The sequence below is a fragment of the Asanoa ishikariensis genome, assembly GCF_900107455.1.
Classification (GTDB): domain Bacteria; phylum Actinomycetota; class Actinomycetes; order Mycobacteriales; family Micromonosporaceae; genus Asanoa; species Asanoa ishikariensis.
The window spans coordinates 296,919-319,147 of record NZ_FNQB01000002.1; the positions used below are offsets into that span (position 1 = coordinate 296,919).

The 22,229-nt window shown below is 70.8% G+C and carries 24 protein-coding genes and 1 pseudogene; 16 read left to right on the forward strand and 9 right to left on the reverse strand.

What is annotated here, in order from left to right; all coding sequences use genetic code 11:
• The first annotated feature begins 5 nt into the window (after nt 1-5).
• Genes BLV39_RS15680 through BLV39_RS15695 form a run of 4 tightly spaced genes read left to right on the forward strand, consistent with a single transcriptional unit; the run spans nt 6 to nt 2,403 of the window.
• Complete coding sequence (locus BLV39_RS15680; RefSeq protein WP_090792272.1) at nt 6-215, forward strand: hypothetical protein; 210 nt, start codon at nt 6-8, stop codon at nt 213-215.
• A gap of 14 nt (nt 216-229) precedes the next feature.
• Nucleotides 230-970 (forward strand): M50 family metallopeptidase, encoded by a 741-nt coding sequence (locus tag BLV39_RS15685; RefSeq protein ID WP_090792275.1) that lies wholly within the window; start codon nt 230-232, stop codon nt 968-970.
• 28 nt (nt 971-998) lie between these two features.
• Nucleotides 999-1,502: a SigE family RNA polymerase sigma factor gene (locus tag BLV39_RS15690; protein WP_090797359.1), complete on the forward strand. Its 504-nt coding sequence runs from the start codon at nt 999-1,001 to the stop codon at nt 1,500-1,502.
• A complete protein-coding gene (locus tag BLV39_RS15695) occupies nt 1,495-2,403 on the forward strand; it encodes a hypothetical protein (RefSeq protein ID WP_090792278.1) in 909 nt (302 codons plus the stop codon). Before BLV39_RS15690 ends, BLV39_RS15695 begins: the two co-directional genes overlap by 8 nt.
• 3 nt (nt 2,404-2,406) lie before the next feature.
• Here the strand turns inward: BLV39_RS15695 and BLV39_RS15700 are convergent, their stop codons facing one another.
• Entirely contained in the window at nt 2,407-2,913 is a 507-nt protein-coding gene (locus BLV39_RS15700) for a MarR family winged helix-turn-helix transcriptional regulator (protein ID WP_090792281.1), read from the reverse strand.
• Nucleotides 2,914-2,996: 83 nt separating this feature from the next.
• On the opposite strand from BLV39_RS15700, the gene BLV39_RS15705 reads away from it, so the two are divergent.
• Nucleotides 2,997-4,619: an LLM class flavin-dependent oxidoreductase gene (locus BLV39_RS15705; RefSeq protein WP_090792284.1), complete on the forward strand. Its 1,623-nt coding sequence runs from the start codon at nt 2,997-2,999 to the stop codon at nt 4,617-4,619.
• Nucleotides 4,620-4,682: 63 nt separating this feature from the next.
• Here BLV39_RS15705 and BLV39_RS15710 read toward each other — a convergent pair whose 3' ends face one another.
• Complete coding sequence (locus tag BLV39_RS15710) at nt 4,683-6,272, reverse strand: acyl-CoA carboxylase subunit beta (RefSeq protein ID WP_090792287.1); 1,590 nt, start codon at nt 6,270-6,272, stop codon at nt 4,683-4,685.
• 102 nt (nt 6,273-6,374) lie between these two features.
• Here BLV39_RS15710 and BLV39_RS15715 point away from each other — a divergent pair, with 102 nt between their 5' ends.
• The 3 genes from BLV39_RS15715 to BLV39_RS15725 all read left to right on the forward strand — a co-directional run bounded on the left by BLV39_RS15715 (nt 6,375) and on the right by BLV39_RS15725 (nt 8,540).
• Entirely contained in the window at nt 6,375-6,995 is a 621-nt protein-coding gene (locus BLV39_RS15715; protein WP_090792289.1) for a hypothetical protein, read from the forward strand.
• 22 nt (nt 6,996-7,017) lie between these two features.
• Nucleotides 7,018-7,899: a biotin--[acetyl-CoA-carboxylase] ligase gene (locus BLV39_RS15720; protein WP_090792293.1), complete on the forward strand. Its 882-nt coding sequence runs from the start codon at nt 7,018-7,020 to the stop codon at nt 7,897-7,899.
• A gap of 80 nt (nt 7,900-7,979) precedes the next feature.
• Entirely contained in the window at nt 7,980-8,540 is a 561-nt protein-coding gene (locus tag BLV39_RS15725) for a PH domain-containing protein (RefSeq protein WP_090792298.1), read from the forward strand.
• On the opposite strand, the gene BLV39_RS15730 is transcribed toward BLV39_RS15725, so the two are convergent.
• The 4 genes and pseudogenes from BLV39_RS15730 to BLV39_RS15745 form a co-directional block, all read right to left on the reverse strand.
• Entirely contained in the window at nt 8,537-9,718 is a 1,182-nt protein-coding gene (locus BLV39_RS15730) for a GNAT family N-acetyltransferase (RefSeq protein WP_090792301.1), read from the reverse strand. The genes BLV39_RS15725 and BLV39_RS15730 overlap by 4 nt on opposite strands.
• A 20-nt stretch (nt 9,719-9,738) precedes the next feature.
• Nucleotides 9,739-10,308, reverse strand: a pseudogene (locus tag BLV39_RS15735) (GtrA family protein); the annotation flags it as partial.
• 70 nt (nt 10,309-10,378) lie between these two features.
• Entirely contained in the window at nt 10,379-10,930 is a 552-nt protein-coding gene (locus BLV39_RS15740; protein WP_090792308.1) for a GtrA family protein, read from the reverse strand.
• A 123-nt stretch (nt 10,931-11,053) separates the two neighbouring features.
• Complete coding sequence (locus BLV39_RS15745) at nt 11,054-11,812, reverse strand: RNA polymerase sigma factor (protein WP_090792311.1); 759 nt, start codon at nt 11,810-11,812, stop codon at nt 11,054-11,056.
• Between the two features lie 403 nt (nt 11,813-12,215).
• Between BLV39_RS15745 and BLV39_RS15750 the strand changes: the two genes are divergently transcribed.
• The 5 genes from BLV39_RS15750 (at nt 12,216) to BLV39_RS15770 (ending at nt 17,504) form a co-directional block, all read left to right on the forward strand.
• Complete coding sequence (locus tag BLV39_RS15750) at nt 12,216-14,045, forward strand: phosphoenolpyruvate carboxykinase (GTP) (RefSeq protein WP_090792314.1); 1,830 nt, start codon at nt 12,216-12,218, stop codon at nt 14,043-14,045.
• Between the two features lie 53 nt (nt 14,046-14,098).
• Nucleotides 14,099-14,956: a hypothetical protein gene (locus BLV39_RS15755; protein WP_239083622.1), complete on the forward strand. Its 858-nt coding sequence runs from the start codon at nt 14,099-14,101 to the stop codon at nt 14,954-14,956.
• The gene (locus BLV39_RS15760) at nt 14,956-16,110 is read left to right on the forward strand and encodes a geranylgeranyl reductase family protein (protein ID WP_090792317.1); all 1,155 of its coding nucleotides are present in this window, start codon (nt 14,956-14,958) and stop codon (nt 16,108-16,110) included. Before BLV39_RS15755 ends, BLV39_RS15760 begins: the two co-directional genes overlap by 1 nt.
• Before the next feature lie 10 nt (nt 16,111-16,120).
• Nucleotides 16,121-16,891 (forward strand): isoprenyl transferase, encoded by a 771-nt coding sequence (locus BLV39_RS15765; RefSeq protein WP_090792320.1) that lies wholly within the window; start codon nt 16,121-16,123, stop codon nt 16,889-16,891.
• 142 nt (nt 16,892-17,033) lie between these two features.
• A complete protein-coding gene (locus tag BLV39_RS15770) occupies nt 17,034-17,504 on the forward strand; it encodes an RAD23 family protein (protein ID WP_090792323.1) in 471 nt (156 codons plus the stop codon).
• Between the two features lie 62 nt (nt 17,505-17,566).
• Here BLV39_RS15770 and otsB read toward each other — a convergent pair whose 3' ends face one another.
• From otsB to BLV39_RS15785, 3 genes are all read right to left on the reverse strand, one after another.
• Nucleotides 17,567-18,388 carry a trehalose-phosphatase gene (otsB, locus tag BLV39_RS15775; protein ID WP_090792326.1) on the reverse strand — a complete coding sequence of 274 codons (822 nt, stop codon included), beginning with the start codon at nt 18,386-18,388 and terminating at the stop codon, nt 17,567-17,569.
• A 74-nt stretch (nt 18,389-18,462) separates the two neighbouring features.
• Nucleotides 18,463-18,819 carry a hypothetical protein gene (locus tag BLV39_RS15780; protein WP_090792330.1) on the reverse strand — a complete coding sequence of 119 codons (357 nt, stop codon included), beginning with the start codon at nt 18,817-18,819 and terminating at the stop codon, nt 18,463-18,465.
• A 181-nt stretch (nt 18,820-19,000) separates the two neighbouring features.
• Complete coding sequence (locus tag BLV39_RS15785; RefSeq protein ID WP_090792333.1) at nt 19,001-19,441, reverse strand: XRE family transcriptional regulator; 441 nt, start codon at nt 19,439-19,441, stop codon at nt 19,001-19,003.
• 270 nt (nt 19,442-19,711) lie between these two features.
• On the opposite strand from BLV39_RS15785, the gene BLV39_RS15790 reads away from it, so the two are divergent.
• The 3 genes from BLV39_RS15790 to phoH2 all read left to right on the forward strand — a co-directional run bounded on the left by BLV39_RS15790 (nt 19,712) and on the right by phoH2 (nt 22,202).
• Nucleotides 19,712-20,068: a hypothetical protein gene (locus BLV39_RS15790; RefSeq protein WP_090792336.1), complete on the forward strand. Its 357-nt coding sequence runs from the start codon at nt 19,712-19,714 to the stop codon at nt 20,066-20,068.
• 16 nt (nt 20,069-20,084) lie between these two features.
• A complete protein-coding gene (locus BLV39_RS15795; RefSeq protein ID WP_090792340.1) occupies nt 20,085-20,417 on the forward strand; it encodes a hypothetical protein in 333 nt (110 codons plus the stop codon).
• Nucleotides 20,418-20,813: 396 nt separating this feature from the next.
• Nucleotides 20,814-22,202: an RNA 5'-3' helicase PhoH2 gene (phoH2, locus tag BLV39_RS15800; RefSeq protein ID WP_176984934.1), complete on the forward strand. Its 1,389-nt coding sequence runs from the start codon at nt 20,814-20,816 to the stop codon at nt 22,200-22,202.
• The last annotated feature ends 27 nt before the right edge of the window (nt 22,203-22,229 follow it).

Here is a 22,229-nt window from a genome sequence, read left to right on the forward strand (position 1 = left end):
ACGAGATGGTTCACCGGCGACACGGCTCGATTCCGAGTTACCTGCTCTGGGCGTTGGTCGCGATCGGCGACCTCATGCTCGTCGTGATCAACGCGGGACTCACCGTGCTGATCACCCTCCTGTGCGTAGCGACCGGCGGGGCGATGTTCGGCTGCGCTACGCGGATGCGGCGTGCGCACGCCACCGCGGCCGTGCCTGTTGAGCGCGACGCGTAGTACTGTCGCGGGCCATGCAGCTAGACGAGGTGACGGACATCTGGGATCGCCTGTTCGGCGCCCAACCTGACCCACCTTCCTGGCTGGTCGTGGTGACCGCCCTGTTGGCGCTCGCGGTGGTCGCCGTGCGCGGCCCGTGGCGGGTGGCGCGCAACGCGGTCACCATTGCCCACGAGGGCGGCCACGCCCTGGCCGCGCTGCTCACCGGACGAAGGCTGCGCGGTGTGCGGCTGCACTCCGACACGTCGGGGCTGACCTTGTCGGCCGGGCGGCCGACCGGTCCGGGCATGGCGATAACCCTGTTCAGCGGGTACGTGGCACCGTCGCTGCTGGGGTTGGGCGGTGCGCTGCTGCTCGGCGGCAACCACATCACGCTGCTGCTCTGGGTCACCGTCGTGTTGCTGCTGGCGATGCTGATGCTGATCCGCAACCCGTACGGCGTCTTCTCGGTCGTGCTTACCGGCGCCGTGGTGTTCGCGGTCTCCTGGTTCGGCTCGCCACAGGTGCAGGCGATCTTCGCGTACCTCGCGGTCTGGTTCCTGTTGATCGGTGGCGTGCGCCCGGTCGGCGAGCTCCAGACGTTGCGCAGCCGGGGCCGGATGCCCGACTCGGACGCCGACCAACTCGCCCGGGTCACCCATGTGCCGGCGCTGCTCTGGGTCACGCTGTTCGGCGCGGTCGCGCTCGTCGCCCTGCTGGTCGGCGGCTACCTGCTCGCCGAGCCGGTCATCAGAGCTGCGGGAATCGCCACTTAGCGGCAACCAACCGCGCCGCCCGTGCGTGTTGCCTTTCGTGGACGGCACGGACTTCGACGAGTTCTACCGGGCCAGCCGGCAGCGGCTGCTCGGTTTCGTCTATGTGCTGACCGGCGACCTGTCCGAGGCACAGGACGCGGTGCAGGAGGCCTACATCAAGGCCTGGCAGCGCTGGTCGACGGTGCGTGACTACGACGACCCCGAGGCGTGGATGCGGGTGGTGGCCGCCCGGATCGCGGTCAGTCGCTGGCGGAGCCTGCGCAGCCGGGCCCGCGCCTACCTGCGGCACGGCGCGGTCGAGTCGGTGCCGCCGCCGAACACCGACACGGTCGAGGTGGTCGCGGCGCTGCGCCGGCTGCCGGAGGAGCAGCGCACCGCGATCGCGCTCTACTACCTGATGGGCATGCCGGTGGCCGAGGTCGCCCGGGAGACCGGGGCGCCGGAGGGCACGGTGAAGGCCCGGCTCGCACGGGGCCGGGTCGCGCTGGCCGGGCTGCTCGCCGTCGAGCTGGGGGAGGTGGCGGATGCGTGACCCGGACCTGACCCATCGCCTGGCCTCCGAGCTCGGCCGGGTCGAGTGGCCCGAGGGCGAGGAGCTGCGCGGGATCGCCCGCCGCCGCACCCGCCGGTCCGCCCTGGCCGCATCGCTGTCCGTACTCCTGCTGCTCTCCGGTGTGTGGGTGGTGTCCTCGCGGCCGTTCCAGCCGCGGCCCGAGCAGGCCGACCTCTTCGGCGCCGCAGCGGCCCCGCCCCTCGCCATGACCGTGGCGCCGGTGCCGGCGCCGACCACCATCGGCCCGCACGACCCGGCCTGGATTCCGCCCGAGGCGTTGCTGAGCCCCGAGGACGTCGGCCCCGGGCTGGTGGCGGCCCGGGTCTCGGTCGACGAGAACCGGCCCGTCGGCAACTGGGCGTTCACCCTCGCGCCCTGCCCGGAGTACCCGAAGGTGCGCAGGTACCAAGGCGACTACCAGTTCCGCCGGCAGCAGACGGTGGAGTACCCGCCGAAGATCGAGGGGCGTCCCGAGACCGCGGTGGCGGTGCTGCACCAGACGGTGATGCGGCTGCCCGGCACGGGTGCACGGCAGCTCGTGGACGAGGCCGAACAAGCCGCTCAGGCATGCCCGAAATACCTCGCCTCAGTCGGTGACGAGGCGGCCAAGCGGACCAAGGTCCGCACCTCACACGTGTGGGTGCTGATCGACCGGGACTTCGCGGGCGACGACTCCCTGCTGTTCGAGCACCGGATGACCGCCTTGACCGGCACGCAGGACACCGACCTCAGCGCGTCGGCGGTGCTGGTGGTCCGGGTCGGAGACCTGGTCGCGACCGTCGAGGAGGTCGACGTCTCCAAGGCCGATCCCGCCGCCACCCGCAAGCTCGGCACCCGGGCCGCAGCCTGGCTGTGCGCCGCCGCGACACCGCCCTGCTGAGCCTCAGACGCCGCGCGCCAACTCCGCGACCGCGCGCCGGTGCGGGTCGTCCTGGGCCAGCCGCGCCAGCACGGCGCCGCTGATCTCCGTGAGCGCGTCGAGCTGCTCGGGGGTGAGCAGGTCGAGCAGGTACGTCCGGACGGCGGCGACCCGGTCGTCGGTGGCGGCCTCGACCGCAGCGCGGCCGGCCTCGGTGAGCCGGAACACGGCGCCGCGGGAGTCCTCGAGGCAGTCCTCCCGCAACACCAGCCCGCGGGTCTGCATTCGGCCGAGGTGGTGGGAGAGCCGGCTCTTCTCCCACTGCACCTCACAGCGCAGCGCCATCCCACGCAGGCGGTGGTCCGGGGCGGTGAGCAGCGCGGACAGGATCGCGTAGTCCGCGTCGGAGAGCCCAGTCTCCTGGATCAACTGGCGGTTGAGCTGGCTGGAGAGCAGTGACTGCATCCGGCGGTAGCCGTCCCAGGCACGCTCCTCGCGCGCGGTGAGGGCCTGGGTCGCGTTGATGGCCATCCTGTGACGATAGCCATTGGTTGACGTATCAGCCAGTTGCGTTATGGTTGACGCGTCAACCGTGTCTTCCGGAGGTACCCCCAGTGGCCGACTACGGGCATGAGCTCTTGTTCGGAACGTTCGTCACCCCGCGCGCCGACGCGCCCGAGCGGGTCGTCGCGCTTGCCCAGATCGCCGACCAGGCCGGCCTCGACCTGGTGACCGCGCAGGACCACCCGTACCAGGCCGGGTTCCTGGACACCTGGACGCTGCTGTCGATGATCGTCGGCCGCACCGAGCGGATCCGGGTCTCGCCCAACGTCGCCAACCTGCCGCTGCGCCCGCCGGCCGTGCTGGCCCGCTCCGCCGCGAGCCTTGACCTGCTCAGCGGCGGCCGGGTCGAGCTGGGCCTCGGTGCCGGCGCGTTCTGGGACGCGATCGCCGCCAACGGCGGCCCGCGCCGCACCCCGGCCGAGTCGGTCGAGGCGCTCGAAGAGGGCATCGCGGTGATCCGCGGGATCTGGGGCCAGGCCGGGCCGTCGGTACGCGTCGACGGCAAGCACTACCAGGTGCGCGGGGCCAAGGTCGGTCCGGAACCGGCGCACGACATCGGCATCTGGGTCGGCGCCTACAAGCCGCGGATGCTGCGCCTGATCGGCCGGCTCGCGGACGGCTGGCTGCCGACGCTCGGCTACGTCCAGACCGACCAGTTGCCGGAGATGAACAAGCTGATCGACGACGCGGCGGTCAAGGCCGGCCGCGCGCCCGAGGCGATCCGTCGGCTGGCCAACTTCAGCGGCGTGTTCGGCCAGGCGGCCGGTGGCGGCGGGTTCGGCGGTGGTGGCGGCGCGATCTCCGGCTCGTCGGCCGACTGGGCCGAGCAGCTCGCCGAGTTGGCGCTGACCCACGGCCTGAGCACGTTCCTCCTGGCCACCGACGACGCCACGCAGACGCAGCGGTTCGCGGTCGAGGTCGCGCCGGCGGTACGCGAGCTGGTCGCGGCGGAACGCGCTCGTCCCGAGAAGCCGGCCCACGACCCGGCACCGACCCAGGAGACAGTGCCGGCCCAGGAGACAGTGCCGACCCAGGAGACAGTGCCGGCCCGGATCGTGGTGTCCGGCGAGATCCCAGGTCTGGGCCTGACACCGACTCCCGACGACGGCACGCGGCTCTCCGACCGCGCGCTCTGGGACGAGAGTGAGCGCCCGGTCGCGCCGCGGATCGACGAGGAACGCAAGTACAGCCGGCACGAGCGGGCCAGGGGCCAGCAGCTCATCGACATCCACGACCACCTCCGGCAGGAGCTGGCCCAGGTGCGCGACCTGATCGACCAGGTCGAGGCCGGCATGCTCGGGATCGGCGAGGCCCGCTCGGCGATCAACGAGATGACGTTGCGGCAGAACAACTGGACGCTCGGCACCTACTGCGAGTCGTACTGCCGGTTGGTCACCACGCACCACACCATCGAGGACGCCTCGATGCTGCCCAAGCTGCGGCAGAGCGACGCCCGGCTGGCTCCGGTGACCCTCCGCCTCGAAGAGGAGCACAAGGTCATCCACGAGGTGATCGAGAACGTCGACCGGGCGCTGGTCGCGCTGGTCGCCGGCGAAGGCGACCTCAAGGGCCTGCGCTCCGAGGTCGACCTGCTGACCGACACGCTACTGAGCCATCTGTCCTATGAGGAGCGCTCGCTGGTCGAGCCGCTCGCCGCCTACGGCATGCACTAACGCATGTTAGGAAGGGTCCCTTGCAATCGGAATCCGATTGCAAGGGACCCTTCCTAACACAACTCAGAGCGGGATGTTGCCGTGCTTCTTCGGCGGCAACGTCTCGCGCTTGGTGCGCAACGCCCGCAGCCCACGGACGATCGCAACGCGGGTCTCGTGCGGCGGGATGACCGCGTCGACATAACCGCGCTCCGCCGCGACGTACGGGTTGGCCAGCGTGTCCTCGTACTCCTGGATCTTCGCGGCGCGCAGCGCGGCCGGGTCCTCGGCCTCGGCGAGCTCGCCCCGGTACAGGATGTTGACCGCGCCCTGCGCACCCATCACGGCGATCTGCGCGGTCGGCCAGGCGAAGTTGAGATCCGCGCCGAGGTGCTTCGAGCCCATCACGTCGTACGCGCCGCCGTAGGCCTTGCGGGTGATGACCGTGAGCTTCGGGACGGTCGCCTCGGCGTACGCGTAGATGAGCTTGGCACCGCGCCGGATGATGCCGTCCCACTCCTGGCCGGTGCCGGGCAGGAACCCGGGAACGTCCACAAAGGTCAGCACCGGGATGTTGAACGCGTCGCAGGTGCGCACGAACCGGGCGGCCTTCTCGGACGCGGCGATGTCGAGCGTGCCGGCGAAGTGCTGCGGCTGGTTGGCGACCACGCCGACCGGCCGGCCCTCGACCCGGCCGTAGCCGACCACGATGTTCTGCGCGTAGAGCGGCATCACCTCGAGGAACTCGCCGTCGTCGAGCACGTGGGCGATGACGGTCTGCATGTCGTAGGGCTGGTTCGCGGAATCCGGCACCAGTGTGTCGAGCTCGCGGTCCTCGTCGGTGACGGACAGCGTCGCGGGATTCGGGACGACCGGCGGCTCGTCGAAGTTGTTCGACGGCAGGTAGGACAGCAGGGCCTTGACGTAGTCGATCGCGTCGTCCTCGTCGGTGGCGAGGTAGTGGGCGTTGCCGCTGCGGGTGTTGTGGGTGCGCGCCCCGCCCAGCTCCTCCATACCTACGTCCTCGCCGGTGACGGTCTTGATCACGTCGGGACCGGTGATGAACATGTGCGAGGTCTGGTCGACCATGACGGTGAAGTCGGTGACCGCGGGCGAGTAGACCGCGCCACCCGCGCAGGGACCCATGACCAGGGAGATCTGGGGTACGACGCCGGACGCCCGGACGTTGCGGAAGAAGATCTCGCCGTACAGGCCGAGGGAGACCACGCCCTCCTGGATCCGCGCGCCGCCCGAGTCGTTGATGCCGATCACCGGGCAGCCGGTCTTCATCGCGAGGTCCATCACCTTGACGATCTTCTGGCCGAAGACCTCGCCGAGCGAGCCGCCGAAGACGGTGAAGTCCTGTGCGAAGACGCAGACCGGGCGGCCGTCGACGGTGCCGTAACCGGTGATCACGCCGTCGCCGTACGGGCGGGTCCGCTCGAGTCCGAACGCGACCGACCGATGCCGCGCCAGCTCGTCCAGCTCCACGAAGCTGCCCTCGTCGAGCAGCATCTCGATCCGTTCGCGAGCGGTCTTCTTGCCGCGCGCGTGCTGCTTCTCGACCGCGCGCGCCGAACCCGCGTGGGTGGCGTCATCGCTCCTGGCCGCGAGGTCAGCGAGCCGACCGGCGGTGGTGTGGATGTCGACCTCGGCGCTGCGTTGATCTGTCACGGCCCGATCGTAACGACGGTTCAGGTGGTCGGGGTTGTGCGGTTGGTCTCGACACAGCCGTAGCGTTTCGCGACGAATGCCCCATTCGTTATAGCTCACGTGATGATGGTCGTCGGGCTGTTCTTCCTGATCGGAGGCGTCGGCGTCCTCCTCACGATGAACCGGCTGCTGTGGCCGCTCTCCGAGAGCGCCCCGGCCGGTGGCCCGGGTCAGCCCGGGCGTACGCCGGTGGCGGGCGGCCGGCCGGGGTCGGCCCGCCACCCGCGCGAACGCGCCGCGACCCGGTCGTCGACCGACCGGCCGCAACGACAGGCGCAGCCGACCGAACCAGCGCCGCCGCCATCGGGCCAACGTGCCCGCAAGGCGGACCGGCGCACCACACCACCGCCGCCCGCACGCCGCGCCCGCGCCGCGGAGCCCGAACACAAGACGCCCCCGCCGGGCCGCCGTGCCAGCGCGGCGGAGGCCGAGCTCAGGACGCCCCCGCCGGGTCGCCGCGCCCGCGCCGCGGAGGTCGAACGCACTACGCCACCCCCGGGACGCCGCCGCCGCGCGGCCGAACCCGAACGCGCCGTCACCCCACCCCCGACCAAGCAGCAACGCGGCGCACCGGCCCAGCAGCCCCCGTCCCGGGCTCGGGTCCGGGTGGTCACCGTGCCCGACCCGGCACCGGCCCGAGGCGCCGCCGGCGGACGGGTCTACGGCGGCGACCGGCGCGCGTGATCGCGGGTCGTAGGCTTGCCGGGTGCCCCGCTCGCCGTACACCGACCTGGACCGCCCGCCCCTCAACGCGCGGGCGCTCGAACGGGCGTTGATCGGGCCTGGCGAGCTGTGGACCAGCCTGGACGTGCGCACGGAGACCGCGTCCACCAACGCCGACGTGGTCGAGGCCGCCCGGGCCGGAGCCCCCGAAGGGCTGGTCGAGGTCGCCGAGCGGCAGACCGCCGGCCGGGGCCGACTGGGCCGTGCGTGGCAGTCCCCGCCGCGCGCCGGGATCGCCGTGAGCGTGCTGCTGCGTCCGGGTGCCGCGGACCCCGAGCGGGGTTGGCAGCCGTTGCCGCCGAAGGCGTACGCCTGGTTGCCGCTGCTGGCCGGTGTCGCGGTCGCCGAGGCGGTGATCCGCCTGGCCGAGCTTCCGGACGGCGTGCTGCCCGCCCTCAAATGGCCCAACGACCTGCTGGTCGGTGACGCGAAGTGCGCCGGCATCCTGGCCGAGGGCGTGCCGGACGGCGGCGGCGGCCCGGCGGTCGTGGTCGGCATCGGGCTCAACGTGACACTGCGCGCCGACGAGCTTCCCGAGCGGCCGAGCGGCCTGCCGGCCACCTCGCTGCGGTTGGCCGGCGCCGAGGTGACCGACCGCGACCCCCTGCTGCGGGCCACGCTGCGCGGGCTGGCGACCTGGTACGAGCGTTGGCGCGAGGCGGGCGGCGACGCGTCGGCCAGCGGGCTGCGCGGCGCCTATCTCAGCCGCTGCGCCACGGTGGGCCGCGAGGTGCGGGTGCTGCTGCCGGGCGGAGCCGAGTTCACCGGCGAGGCGACCGGCGTCGACGACAGCGGCCGGTTGATCGTGCGTACCCCGGAAGGCGACCGGACCGTCGCCGCGGGTGACGTGCTGCATCTGCGCTGACACCCGACACATCCGGGACTACGCCGCCCCGCGGCGAGGCAGTAGGTTCACCCCGACAAAAGTGTGCGCGGAGGTGTGCCGTGGCTTTTCCCGACGATGTGTTGACCAGTGAGGAACGCGTGGTGCTGCACGTGCACCCGCACTGGAAGACGCTCGCCCGCCCGATCCTGCTGGCCATCCTGGTGATCGCCGCGGCCGTGGTCGCGCTGATCTTCGTGCCGAGCGGCATCGGACAGATCATCATCGGCGCCGCCGCGCTGGTCGTGTTGGTCTGGTTGCTGCTGCGCCCGGTGCTGGTCCGGCAGACCACCCACTACGTGTTCACCGACCAGCGGATCCTGCTCCAGGTCGGCATCTTCAACCGCGACCGGCACGACATCCCGCTGAGCCGGGTCAACGACCACTCCATGAACCAGCACTTCGTCGAGCGCCTGCTCGGCACCGGCACGCTGGTCATCGAGTCGGCGGGGGAGCGCGGTCAGCAGGTGCTGCACGACATCCCGCACGTGGAGAAGGTGCAGACGCTGCTCTACGAGCTCGTCGAGGCCGACCACGACAAGGGCACCCTCGACGAGGGCGAGATGCGGGAGATCATGAAGGAACACCGCGAAGCCACGGCCGACGGCGCCGAGACGGTCTAGAACTCCGCGCAGACGTACGGCGGCAAGACGGGGAACAGGTCCCGCAGCGCCTCGGCGGCTTCCAGCGGGATGGTGCCGAGGCCGCGCAGGCCGATCTCGACCGGGTCGAGCACGCCGTAGACCAGCGCCGACAGTCCCGCCGCGGACAGCGAGGCGGCGGCCGGCGCGTCGGTGCGGTCGACCAGCAGCGTCCCGCCGGTGCCGTCCAGGTGATAGCGGCCGGCCAGCAGCGCGTCGTCGACCACGTCGACGGTGATCGCCACCGGGCCGGCCGCGATGCCCTCGAGGCCCTCCAGCGAGAGCACCCGGGCCATCGGGGCGTGCGCGCCGACGCTCCGCACGTCGGCCGTGGTCTCGACCTTCAGGTCGTCGGCCCACAGCTCGGGCGTGTCGCCGGGCAGCAGCGCGAGCTTGATCCGGTCGACCTGGTCGGCGTGCCGGGCCAGGAAGCTGAGCAGCAGCGCCCGGCCGTGCGGGCCGGTGTGCAGCAGCGTGTCCGCCGACAGCTCACCGAGGTGCTCCTCGATCCGGTACGGCAGCGAGCCCACCACCTCGCCGTCGACGTGCGCGGTGACCACCCACTTGGTGTCGTCGCGCAGGGAGACCGCCCGGTAGTCGGGGAACGTCGCGAACCCATGGAGCTGATCTCGCAGCCGCAGGGTCAGCGCCCGGTGGTCCTCGTAACCGTCGGCGATCCGCCGCCAGCGCAGCTCGCCCGGCAGGTCGGCGCGCAGGAGGCTGCCGAGGCCGTCGGGGGAGAACGTGGCGGTGCGGTGCTGCGGCAGGGTCACGTAGCCGAACCGGGCGTAGAACGACGGCCGGAACGGGTAGAGCGTGGAGACCGGGTTGCCGTCGTCGCGCATCTCTTCGAGAAGCTGGTTGAGCAGCGTGCGGACGAGACCACGGCGGCGGGCCAGCGGGTGCGTCGCGATGCTGGCGACACCGGCCATGGGCACGACCGCGCCGCGTACGTTCTGCTGCATCGGAATCGCCGCGACGGTCGCCAGGGTGGCGCCGTCCTCCTCAGCGACCAGGGTGTGGTTGCCCGAGTGGTACGGCAGGAAGTCCCGGTAGTGCTGGGAGACGGCGTGCTCGGTCGGCGACTTGTCGAAGGCGTACGACTGGAGCGGGAACGACGTGGTCAGCCGCTCGTCGCCGCTGATTCGGCGGATTCTCAACGGTGGCGGCGCGCGGAACCGGCGGACTCGAACTCTTCGACCACTTCGGCGAGCTCGGCCACCGGGTCGAAGGTCGCGATCACGTCGCCGTCGAGGTGGTGGCCGTTCTGCCTGACCGGCGCGACCGCGGTGGGCTGGGCCGGCTCGGCGGCCTCGGGCGCGGGCCGGAAGACGAAGGTCCGGTAGGTGTAGAACCGGAAGATCGTGGCCAGGCCGAGGCCGAGGAACTTGAAGACGTTGAGCCACAGCAGGCTGTGCATGTCCAGGCCGTACTTGGCGATGCCCAGCACGCCGAGCTCGATCACCAGGCCGGTCGCATTGAAGATCACGAACAGCGTCGTTTCGCGCCGGATGGCCGACTTCGGGCGATCACGATAGGTCCAGTGCCGGTTCATGAAGTACGACGTGATCGTCGCGAAAACCGTCGCGATCACGTTCGCCTTGAGCTGCCCGTTATGGAAGATCGTGAGCGCGAGGGCGTTGAACACCACGAAGTTGATCACGGTGTTGATGCCACCGACGATGCCGAACTTCAGCGCCTCGCGGAGAAGCTTGTTCCACCGCTCGGGCATGATTCGGTCCGCGCGCATTGGGCCACCTTACGGGAGACGGGTGATTCAGTTCGTGCCATCGGCGGGCGCTGGGTGCGAAGTCACTCCCTCAGTCACCCTTGGTCACCGGGACCGACGCGGACGGTGTTCGTGCTGGTGCCGCCGCATCGACGAAAACGAACCGCCGGTAGGACCAGAAACGGAAAAACGTGCCGAAGGCGGTGCCGATGAACTGGCCGGAAATGTTGTCGGCCAGTGTGGTCTGGAAGACGGCCGGCCAGATACTGCCCAGTGCGTAATGGCTGATACCCAGGCAGGCCAGTCCTATGCCGAGACCGACGGCGTTGAAGAAGAAATAGAGCAGGTATTCGCGGCGCAGGCCGTTGCGCTCACGAGCTCGCCAGGTCCAGAAGCGGTTGCCGACGAATGCGAGCGTCGCCGCGATCACCGTGGAGATCGTCTTCGCCAGCAGCGGCGGGGTGCCGTCCCCGGAGATCAGCAGGTTGAAGATCAGCAGATCGAAGAGGAACGCGATGCCGCCGACCGTGCCGAACTTGCCCAGCTCTTTGACCAGATGGCCGAAGCGGTCGCGCAACCTTGCCACCGTCCCCGAAGGGGCGGCCGAAGAAGACGACTCGTCGTCGGCAACGGTTGCGGACACGGGCCGAGACTACCGTCTGTGTGCACGCCCCGTTCGCGACGTCCGAAACGTGTAACCAGACGGTGATCGTCCCGAGGCTTGCCGGCGCGGTCGGTGACCACGCCGGCATCGCCCGTGATTATCTCAGCCCGCGGCTGGCAGATCCGCCAGTTCGTCGAGCGCCGCCCGGCAGTCCGCGCACGTGGCCAGGTGGCCGTCGACCGTGCTGCGGGCTCGCCGGGCCAGCCGCCCGCGCAGGTAACCGGCCAGCCGTGCGGCGACCTGGCGGCAGGCCGGCGCGTCGGCGGGTGTCACGTGCTCCTGCAGATAGATCTGCCGCAGGCGCTCCCGGGCCCGGAAGGCCAGCGCGGCGACCCCGCCCGGGGTCAGGCCGAGCCGGCCGGCCACCTGGGCCGGCGACTCACCCTGCACCGCCGTGTGCCAGAGCACGGCCCGCCAGCGCTCGGGTAGCCGGGCGAAGGCGCGGGCGGCGTAGAGCCGGTCGAGTTGGGCCACTGTGGGATCGGCGAACGGCACGCCGGCCTCGTAGCGGCTGAGGTCGTCGGTGAACTCCACGCGCTGCTCCGACCGGAGCCGGTCGTACCGCAGGTGCTTGAGCGTCGTGTAGAGGTAGGGCCGGAAGGCTCGGGCCGGGCCGCGGCCCGCACGGAGCGTGGCGAGCACCTTCGCGAACGTCTCGGCGACGAGATCGTCCGCGTCGGCGCGGTCCCGGGTGAGCGTGCCGGCGAGGCGGCGGGCCCCTCCGGCATGTCGGACATACAGGGTGCCGTACGCCCCGGTGTCTCCGGAGCGGACGGCCTCGACGAGATCCGCGTCGGACGGCTCGTCGTCGCCGTCAGCGGGTTCCGGTCGCTGGTCGGTGGTGGTCGTCGGGCTGGTCATGCCGCCTCCAGGGGGAGGAATGGGGCGGAAATGCCTATTAGGAACGTGAGGGAGAAAACCCTCGTTATGAGGAAAAGCGTAGGTCACTCCGTAGCGTGAGGGAAGAGGCGTTTTGGCAGCCCGGGGCGCCGATGGGTGGGTCTGCGTCCTGCCGAGCGCCCAGGTGTCACCGACCCGGAAGAGGGATGTCGATGGACGAGGTGCGCGAATCTGCGCGGGAGAGCGTGACATCCATCGGGGAAAGCCAAACCCACCGTCCCTTGTGCAGATTTTCACAACCGGCCGCGCTGCCCTTAACGCTCATTCGGTTTAGTCTGAGTTGAACCCCGAGATGCACTGGCGTGGCGTGAGCCCGCCCTGGTTTGTGCACCCATAGGTCAGCGTCGACCGCGAGGAGTTCACAATGACTGCAAGTCCGGCCACCCTTCCCGGCGCCGATGAAGCGCCGACTTCACATCCCAGACTTCTTGCCTGGGTCAACGAGGTTGCCGAGCTCACCGCACCCGACCGCGTGGTGTGGGTCGACGGTTCCGATGAGGAATGGACCCGCCTGACCGACGACCTCGTCGCGGCCGGCACGCTCGTGCGTCTCAACGACTCGAAGCGCCCGAACTCCTTCTGGGCGCGCACCGACCCGACGGACGTCGCGCGGGTCGAGGAGCGCACCTTCATCTGCTCGGTCGACGAGGCCGACGCCGGGCCGACCAACAACTGGATGGCCCCCGCCGAGATGAAGCGGGAGATGACCGAGCTCTACCGCGGGTCGATGCGCGGCCGGACGATGTACGTCATCCCGTTCTGCATGGGCCCGATCGAGGCCGAGAACCCGATGTTCGGTGTCGAGCTCACCGACAGCGCGTACGTGGTCGCCTCGATGCGCATCATGACCCGGATGGGCACCACGGTGCTGGACGCGATGGGCGACGACGCCGACTTCGTGCCGGCGCTGCACTCGCTGGGCGCACCGCTGTCGTCGCATTCCGCCGACGTGCCCTGGCCGTGCAACGAGACGAAGTACATCTCGCACTTCCCGGAGACCCGGGAGATCTGGTCGTACGGCTCCGGCTACGGCGGCAATTCGCTGCTTGGCAAGAAGTGCTACTCGTTGCGCATCGCCAGCGTCATGGCCCGCGACGAGGGCTGGCTCGCCGAGCACATGCTCATCATGAAGCTGACCTCACCGGAGGGCGTGGTCAAGTACGTGGCCGGGGCGTTCCCGTCGGCCTGCGGCAAGACCAACCTCGCGATGCTGGAGCCGACCATCCCCGGCTGGAAGGTCGAGACGATCGGCGACGACATCGCCTGGATGCGGTTCGGCGAGGACGGTCGGCTGTACGCGGTCAACCCGGAGTTCGGCCTGTTCGGTGTCGCGCCGGGCACCGACTACCGGACCAACCCCAACGCGATGCGTACGCTCGCCCGAGGCAACTCGGTGTTCACCAACGTCGCGCTGACCGACGACGGCGACATCTGGTGGGAGGGCATGGGCGAGCCGCCCGCGCACCTCACCGACTGGAAGGGCCAGTCGTGGACCCCGGAGAGCGGCGAGCTGTCGTCGCACCCCAACAGCCGGTTCTGCACGCCGATCTCGCAGTGCCCGATCATCGCGCCGGAGTACACCGACCCGGCGGGCGTGCCGATCGACGCGATCCTGTTCGGCGGCCGGCGCAAGACGACGATCCCGCTGGTGACCGAGGCCCGCGACTGGGTGCACGGGGTCTACCTGGGCGCGACGCTGTCCTCGGAGACCACGGCCGCCGCGGCCGGCCAGGTCGGCGTGGTCCGTCGCGACCCGATGGCGATGCTGCCGTTCATCGGCTACAACGCCGGCGACTACTTCGCCCACTGGATCGAGATGGGCAAGGGCAACGGGGCCGACACGGCGCGGCTGCCGAAGATCTTCTACGTCAACTGGTTCCGGCGCGACGCCGACGGCGGCTTCCTCTGGCCGGGCTTCGGCGAGAACTCCCGGGTTCTCAAGTGGATCGTCGAGCGGCTCGACGGCCGGGGCGAAGCCGTGGAGACCGCGATCGGGCACGTGCCGACGCCGGACGCGCTCGACCTGACCGGGCTCGACGTCTCTCCGGAAGCGGTGGCGGCCGCCCTGCGCGTGGACGCCGACGAGTGGCGGGCGGAGCTCCCGCAGGTCACGGAGTGGTTCGAGAAGTTCGGCGACAAGCTGCCCGGCGTGCTCTGGGCCGAGCTAGACGCGCTCAAGGCCCGCCTGAGCTGACGTCGCATCGCTTCGGGAGGCCCGAGGGGACGGGCCTCCCTACACTCACGTTCATGCCCCCGACGGTCCGCGCGTTGGTCGCGCTCCTCTACGCGACGGCCGCCGCCACCGTCGTGGTCGAGCTAGTCAATTGGGCGTACGCGCCGGAGCACGGCTTCGGGCTGGCGGTGCGCACCGGCTGGGCGCTGGTCCGCTCGTTCGGCTTCCTGATCCTGGTCTGGCACGTGCGCCGGGGCCGGGCCGGCGCCAAGCCGCTCGGGCTGATCCTCGCCGTCACCACCGTCTTCGCCGTCGGCCGGCTGGTCGTGCCGCGCTCCGGCGTGCCGCCGCTGCCCGGCGCGATCGGCTTCGCAGTGCTCACCGCGCTCTGCCTGGCGGTGGTCGTGCTGCTCTACCGGGCGCCGACGGTAGGCACCCATCTCGTCCGGCACCCCAACCGGCTCGTTCTCGACCGACGCGGCATCGGCTGGCAGGAGGGCGTGCCGCGCCGGCCACCGGTCGCCGCCTGGACGCTGACCGCCCGGGTCGCCTCCTTCACCTTTCCGGCACTGATGGTGGTGCCGGCGTTGGTGGCGCTGGGTCAGGGCGAACTGAGCCGGCTGCCGCTGGTGCTCGGCTGGCTGCTGTTCGCGATCGTCGTCGGCAACGTTCTGCTGCCGATCGGCATCTTTCTGCTCCGCGACCAGGCCTGGGCACGCGTCTCGCTGGTCGTCGTCACGGTCGTGGTGCTGCTGGTCGACCTGCCGATGTGCTTCTACCTGCTCGGCCTCGACGGGCTCATCCGCGACGGCGGCCCGCTGCTCGCCGCCGCGGCGGTGACCCTCTGGGGCGTCGCCCGCTCGCGGACCACAACCGATGCCCGCGTGCCGAGGCCGCGCGCGGAGTCCCCTCTCCCGGATACGGTTCGGTGATGATCGATTACGACGTGCTCGTCGTCGGCGCCGGTCCCGCCGGTGCCACGGCGGCGGTGGCCGCGCGCCGGGCCGGCGCCAGCGTGCTGCTGCTCGACCGGTCCAGCTTCCCGCGCGACAAGACCTGCGGTGACGGCATCGCGCCGCACGTGCTCGATGTGCTGGCCGGGCTCGGCGTCCACGACATCGCGGCCGGCTATGAGCCCGTCCGTTCGCTGAGCCTGGAGACGCCCGACGGGGTCGCCGCCGGCGAGCTACGCCGACCCGACTACACCATTCCCCGGTACGTGCTGGACGCGCGCATCGTCGACGCGGCCGTCGGTGCCGGCGCGGAGCTGCGCCGGCACACGGTCAGGTCCGTGCGCGTGGAGGCCGACCGCGTCGTGGTCGACGACACGATCGCGGCCAAGGTGCTGATCGGTGCCGACGGCGCCGGCTCGGTGGTCCGCCGGTCGCTCGGGCACCGACCCAACCAGGGCCGGCACCTGGCCGTGGCGATGCGCGGTTACGTGCCCTTTCCCGGGCTGACCGATCAGCGGATCGTCACCTCGGGGCCGCGGTGGCCCGCGTACGCCTGGGCGTTCCCGATCGGCGACGGCACGGCGAACGTGGGCTACGGCGAGGTGATGCGGGGTCGGCCGCTCAGCCGTACGCACCTGCTCGACCGGATGGCCGATCTGCTGCCCGAGATCGATATCGCCGACGTCACCCGGCTGCGCGCCCATCACCTGCCGCTGTCGACCTCGCGCCCGCCGCTCGGTGCCGGACGGGTGGTGTTGGTGGGCGACGCCCACTCGCTGATCAACCCGTTCACCGGCGAGGGCATCTTCTACGCGGTGCTGTCCGGCTCGCTGGCCGGGCACGCGGCCGCGGTCACACCGGCCCACGCCGCGCGGGCGCACGCCACGGCGCTGCGCCGCCGGCTCGGCCGGCACCTGCGGCACAGCGCCGCCGCGGCCTGGCTGGCCCGCACACCAGCGGTGATCCAGGCCGCGGTCCGGGCAGCCGGGGCCGACCGCCGGGTCTTCGACTCGATCGTCGAACTCGGCCTCGGCGACGGTCTGTTACAGCCCCGTACGCTGGGGCGCATTGCTCGGGAGCTGACCGTTCGGCCAGAACAAGCTCGTCCGTTCGTCCATGGCGGGGGTCGCTAGTCTGCAAGTGATGAATCTGCGTGATCTCGTCTATTCGATCTACGAACGGCGGCTGAGTGCTCGGCTGACGGGCAAACCCGTGCCTCGCCACGTCGGTGTGATGTGCGACGGCAATCGCCGGTGGGCCAAGGAGATGGGATACGTCGATCCCAACGACGGCCATCGGGTCGGCGCGGCGAAGATCAAGCATCTGCTCGGCTGGTGTGACGAGGCGGGCGTCGAGCACGTGACGCTCTACCTGCTGGCCACCGACAACCTGCGTCGGCCGGCGGCCCAGCTCGACCCACTGCTCCAGATCATCGAAGACCTCGTGGTCGAGCTCGCCGAGGACGCCAACCCGTGGCGGCTGCGCATCGTCGGCGCGCTCGACCTGCTGCCGGCCCAGACAGCGGCCGCGCTCAAGGCGGCCCAGGAGCGCACCCGCGACCGGGTGGGCGGGGCCGAGGTCAACATCGCGGTCGGCTACGGCGGCCGGCGGGAGATCGCCGACGCGGTCCGCTCGCTGCTCCAGGAGCACGCGTCGCGCGGCGGCACCCTGGAGGAGCTGGCCGAGGTGCTCGACGTCGACCACATCGCCGAGCACCTATACACCCGCGGCCAGCCCGATCCCGACCTGGTCATCCGCACCAGCGGCGAGCAGCGGCTGTCGGGCTTCCTGCTCTGGCAGTCGGCGCACTCCGAGTTCTATTTCTGTGACGCCAACTGGCCCGACTTCCGACGGGTCGACTTCCTGCGGGCCCTGCGCTCCTACGCGAGCCGCCAACGCCGCTACGGCGCCTAGCCGCCCGTCCGATCGGCCCAGGTCCGGCGTTACGCCTCCTGCCGCTCGCGGCGGCCATGCCCCCGAAGGCCTGTTCCGCCGCCACTCGCCTGAGCACCTGGGCGGGTAGCGGCCATCGATGCCGCACGGCACACTTCGTGCCATGAGGCTGCATCGCGTCTTCCAGGTCGGGCTCGTGATCGCCGCCGGGGCGCTGGCCCTCGGCTGCACGTCGACGGTGGACCGCCAGGCGGCAGCCCCGCCGGCCTCGCCTGGCATGACGGCGGCGTCGCCGCAGGCCGCGCCGCCGAGCGCCTCGGTCGCGCCCAGCGCGACGAGCGTTCCTGGCACCGAGATGACCCCGCCGGCGGACCGAAACGTCTGTGGCCGGGTCCGGACCGCGACCACCGACTACTCGCGGTCCTATGACAACGCGGTGCAGACGGACAAGGAGATGATCGGCAAGAAATGGTCAGGCTTCATCCGTGAGCGCGCCAAAGAGGCGACCGACCCGAAGCTCAAGGGCGACCTGACGAAGGTGGCCGACGAGGTCGCCCGCTGGCGACCGGGCCAACCGGACCTACGCGCCTACACGAGCCTGCTCAACACGGCCTGCGCCCGCTGGGGAGTCTGACCGTCCGGCTGGGCCGGTCGGCGGCGTTCAGCCAACCGGGCCACCGCCTGGCCGATCGGAGGTCAGCGCACCGAGGCCGCGGCGTCGTCCAGGAAGTCGCCCAACGCTTCGGGGGAGTCGAAGGTCAGGTCGGCGGCGCCGGCTACGGCCTGGCCGGTTTCCGGGTTGGCTACCGCGACGCAGACTCCGAAGAAGGACGGGTCGCGTTCCTGGCGGTCGCGCAGTGCCGCGAAGGCTTTCAGGTCGGAGACGTCGTCACCGAAGTACCAGGCGCAGCCGGCCGAGGCGACCGCCTCGCCGATCACCAGGCCCTTGTCGCGGTCGACCGGCGGCTTGAGCTCGAGCACCATGCGGCCGGTCTGGGTCCGCAGGCCCAGCCGTTCGGCCTCGGCGTTGCCCCAGCGCTCGACCTCGCCGGCCAGCTCCGGCGCCGTGCGGTAGTGCAGGGCCACCGACAGGCGCTTGTATTCGACGAGGATCTCCGCCGGTAGCTCCGCCCGGGCGCGGTCGGCCAGGTCGGCCATCGCCGGCACCCAGGGCAGCGCCGCGGGTTCGGTGACCGTCGGGCCGGAGCCGTGGCTGTGTTCGAGGCCGTAGAGGCCGTAGAGGTCGACGTCGGCGGCGCCAAGGCGGTCCCGGAGGAAGTCGACCGGGCGGGCCGAGACGATCGCCACCCGTCGGACGACCCGGGCCAGCGCGTCGATCGCCGACAGGGCCCGGGGCACCGGGCGCACCGCGGTCGGATCGTCCGCCACCGGCGCCAAGGTGCCGTCGAAGTCGAAGAACAGCACGCACTCGTTGGCCCGATCCGCGGTCAAGCGCCATGCGCTCTCCGCGTTCAGCGGGCGGTCGTCGCGCCCGTGGCCGTGATCTGACCCCCGCACAGGGCAAAGCCTACCGGGTGTGAGCCGCCGCCGGACCCGACGGATCACCCGGTTGACAAGCCCCCGCTCGCCAATTAGCGATCTTGCTGCCGCCCTGTCCGCTGTGTGAACGGGACGATGGCGCCCGCTTCCTCGCCGTGGCTGAGCAGATAACCCTCGACGAATCCGGCGTTGCGGTCGCCGGTGTGCGCGTCGACCTCGTTCAGCCGCATGGCCACGAACTCGGCGAGCGCGGCGATCCTTCCGTTGACCCGGGCGTACATCTCGGCGAGCACCGCGACGACGGTGCCCACCGACGCCACCGCGACGGTCGCCATGTTGAACGCCGTTGGAACTTCGCTCGTGTCTAGCACCCCGACGATGATGTTGGCAGTCGTGAACAGCGTGACCGAGACGGCCGAGACGACGACCGCCCCCCATTTCAGGGCCATCGCAGACCCCTCCTTTGTTGTCCCGCAGGGCTTTGGCTGACCTCCGGTGCTCCCCACCCGACCCGAGCCCAAGCAGTACAAACGCGCACGCTACTGCGCTGCGTGGGCAAAGATCGTGCCATTCGCCACACGAGTTACAGCTTCTTTCGCCATTTGCGTAACGAGACCGCTACTTAGATGTTTAAACGGCTCTGCGACGCCTGGTCGGCCGGTCGGACGGCAACAACGGGCGGTACGCGAGATAGCGGATCGTCTCTCGAATGTGGAATTTCTCCGCATCGGACACATTGGGGTCCACGAGCCGGCGCAGCAGCGCCTCGACGTCGGGGTCCATCGGCGGAGCTGTCGGCGCGGGCCGTCCGGAGGTGGCCGCGTCCCAGCCGAGCACGCCGAACGCGGTGGACGGATTGAGGCCCAGGCCCGCGCAGAACGCGACCACCCGTTCGGCCTCGGGGTCGCTGGCCCAGTCGGCGCGTACCCAACGGTTGATCGTCTGTCGGGACACGCCCGTGCGACGGGACACCTCTGAACCGCTCCAGGCGCGGGTCGTCCGCGCGTCCTCGAGCGCCTTGCGAACGAATGCGGCGAACGCGATCTTGCGCCCGAGAGAGGTGTCCGGCACCGGCTGACGGTACGGCCAGTTCTCGATCTTCCCGGCTGATGTGCGCTGTGTGTATCGCGTGCGTGACGGGTCCGGGTGATCGCCGGTAAACGATCGAGCGGGCTGTTCGGGCAGCGTCACGAGGTCAGACTAGGCCGACGCAGGTTCCGCGCTAATCGCCCGAAAAGCCGATGCTGTCACGCACGTGATACGCCTTACGGTGTGTCACGTGAACGAGACGAACAGTGGCGAAACGCGTCACGGTTACGTGACATCAGGGGGTTCCGGGCGATGAGCGAGCTGGCCACCCGGGAGCAGGCGTTCGGGCTGATCGCGGCAGGAGTCGCGGCCGGCATCACCGCACCGTGGCGGCTCTACCTCGCCCGCGGTGCCAGATACGTATCGCTGCAAGTCGCTGACATGACCGAGTGGGACGCGTGGCGCCTGCACCTCGGCTGCCCCGACCTGCGGATCAAGGTCTACGACACCGGCGCCGAGCTGCGCCGGACCTCGGTCGCCGAGGTGGTCATCGACCAGTGCCGGGTCGCCGTGGAGCTGGTCGAGGAGGTAGGTGTGGACGACATCGACCACCTGCTCGCCGGCCATCCGCGGATCGACCGCGCACCGCGCTATCCGGACGAGCGGTGAGAGGCAGCGCGTACCGATGACCGTGTATTTCGCGATCTTTCTCGTCATGATGCTCGGCTCGTCCAGCTATGCGGCTGGACGGCTGCACGGGCGGGTCAGTTACCGGACCGGATACAGACAAGGCTTTTTCGATGGCGACCGGGGCGTAGGGCTTCGCCGGCGCCAGGGGGCGCGGGCGGTGGCGGAAACGGCCCGGGCGGAACCGCGGCAACGGTCCGCACCGGACGTCCCGACCACCTTGATCGGTTCGGGAACCACCTATCTGAGCGCCTCCTTCGTGGGGACCACAACCGACGGCGGACGGCACGCCGCGGAGGTTCGCGAGATCGCGAGCCAGCCCGTGGGGTGAGTGGTCACCCGCGAGCGCTGACCGCCCGGTGGCAGGGCGGTCGCGCGCACCAGGGATCGGGCCAGTCCGGTGGCTCCGATCCCGACGGCAGCGACGCGTGAGGGGCGCGCGTCGCCGCCGGTGGCCGGCCCGGCTAGCGCCAGCCGGGCCGGCCAACCCCAACCTCTGTAAGAAGAAATCGCGGTAAACGAGTCGGACTTACTTCGGCGTGTACTTCCCCCGGATGGCAGATGCCAGTTAGCGTCTAGCCATGGCGAGGGGTCATCCCACGCCAGCCGGCCGGCCTGGACCTGCGACGACATCGCCACGGGGCCCGCATCCGACCCCGTGCTCCCGGGCACCGGACGAGGCGGAAACACGCGGGCGGTCCGGGTGCACGCTCGCCGGAGCAGGCCTGTGACAACTGCGCGCACCACTTCCCGGGCCACCCAGGACACCACCGCGACCGGTCGCGCCCCGCGCGGGCGCAAGGCCGCCGCGAAGGAGGACGGGCCACCTAGGCCGGTCTACGTCCTGGACACCTCGGTCCTGCTGTCCGACCCTGCCGCATTTCGCCGCTTCGCCGAGCACGAGGTCGTGCTCCCGCTGGTGGTGATCACGGAACTGGAGGGCAAGCGTCACCATCCCGAGCTCGGCTGGTTCGCGCGGCAGTCGCTGCGCATGCTCGACGAGCTGCGGATCAAGCACGGTCGGCTGGACCAGCCGGTGCCCATCAACGACCTCGGCGGCACGCTGCGCGTCGAGCTCAACCACTCCGATGACGGTGTGCTGCCGCCCGGTTTCCGCAACGAGTCCAACGACGCGCGGATCCTGTCGGTAGCCCTCAACCTCGCCGGCGAAGGTCGTCAGGTCACGCTGGTCAGCAAGGACATGCCGCTGCGGGTCAAGGCCGCCGCGGTCGGGCTCGCCGCCGACGAATATCGGCACGGCCAGGCCAGCGACCCGACCTGGACCGGCATGGCCGAGATCGAGGTGGGCGACGACGAGGTCAACGAGTTGTACGGCGGTGCCGACCTGGCCCTGGACGCGGCGGCCGAGCTGCCCTGTCACACCGGCCTGGTGCTGCACTCGTCGCGCGGCTCGGCGCTGGCCCGGGTGCTGCCGGACAAGGTGGTCCGGCTGGTCCGGGGCGACCGTGAGGCGTTCGGCCTGCGTGGCCGGTCGGCCGAGCAGCGGATCGCACTCGACCTGCTGCTCGACGAGTCGATCGGGATCGTCTCGCTGGGCGGCCGGGCGGGCACCGGCAAGTCGGCGTTGGCGCTGTGCGCGGGGCTGGAGGCGGTCATGGAGCGCCGCCGGCACAAGAAGGTGATCGTGTTCCGCCCGCTCTACGCGGTCGGTGGCCAGGAGCTCGGCTACCTGCCGGGCAGCGAGACCGAGAAGATGTCGCCGTGGGCCCAGGCGGTCTTCGACACGCTCGGCGCGGTGGTGCACGAGAACGTCCGGGAAGAGGTGCTCGGCCGCGGCCTGCTCGAGGTGCTGCCCCTGACCCACATCCGCGGCCGGAGCCTGCACGACGCGTTCGTCATCGTCGACGAGGCACAGTCGCTGGAACGCGGGGTGCTGCTCACCGTGCTGTCCCGGATCGGCCAGGGCTCGCGGGTCGTGCTCACCCACGACGTCGCCCAGCGCGACAACCTGCGGGTGGGCCGGCACGACGGCGTCACGGCGGTCATCGAGGCACTCAAGGGGCATCCGCTGTTCGCGCACGTGACGCTGACCCGCTCGGAGCGCTCCGCCATCGCCGAGGTGGTCACCGACCTGCTGGAAGACATCCCCAACTGAGCAGCGAGGAAGGGGGCCCCGCGAACC

Coding starts and splice junctions, on each gene's coding strand:
- BLV39_RS15790 (WP_090792336.1), top strand. CDS start 19,712: ATGAGCGAGCTGGCCACCCGGGAGCAGGCGTTCGGGCTGATCGCGGCA.
- BLV39_RS15755 (WP_239083622.1), top strand. CDS start 14,099: ATGCCCCCGACGGTCCGCGCGTTGGTCGCGCTCCTCTACGCGACGGCC.
- BLV39_RS15715 (WP_090792289.1), top strand. CDS start 6,375: ATGATGGTCGTCGGGCTGTTCTTCCTGATCGGAGGCGTCGGCGTCCTC.
- BLV39_RS15760 (WP_090792317.1), top strand. CDS start 14,956: ATGATCGATTACGACGTGCTCGTCGTCGGCGCCGGTCCCGCCGGTGCC.
- BLV39_RS15700 (WP_090792281.1), bottom strand. CDS start 2,913: ATGGCCATCAACGCGACCCAGGCCCTCACCGCGCGCGAGGAGCGTGCC.
- BLV39_RS15685 (WP_090792275.1), top strand. CDS start 230: ATGCAGCTAGACGAGGTGACGGACATCTGGGATCGCCTGTTCGGCGCC.
- BLV39_RS15770 (WP_090792323.1), top strand. CDS start 17,034: ATGAGGCTGCATCGCGTCTTCCAGGTCGGGCTCGTGATCGCCGCCGGG.
- BLV39_RS15765 (WP_090792320.1), top strand. CDS start 16,121: ATGAATCTGCGTGATCTCGTCTATTCGATCTACGAACGGCGGCTGAGT.
- BLV39_RS15695 (WP_090792278.1), top strand. CDS start 1,495: ATGCGTGACCCGGACCTGACCCATCGCCTGGCCTCCGAGCTCGGCCGG.
- BLV39_RS15795 (WP_090792340.1), top strand. CDS start 20,085: ATGACCGTGTATTTCGCGATCTTTCTCGTCATGATGCTCGGCTCGTCC.
- BLV39_RS15745 (WP_090792311.1), bottom strand. CDS start 11,812: ATGACCAGCCCGACGACCACCACCGACCAGCGACCGGAACCCGCTGAC.
- BLV39_RS15750 (WP_090792314.1), top strand. CDS start 12,216: ATGACTGCAAGTCCGGCCACCCTTCCCGGCGCCGATGAAGCGCCGACT.
- BLV39_RS15680 (WP_090792272.1), top strand. CDS start 6: ATGGTTCACCGGCGACACGGCTCGATTCCGAGTTACCTGCTCTGGGCG.
- BLV39_RS15780 (WP_090792330.1), bottom strand. CDS start 18,819: ATGGCCCTGAAATGGGGGGCGGTCGTCGTCTCGGCCGTCTCGGTCACG.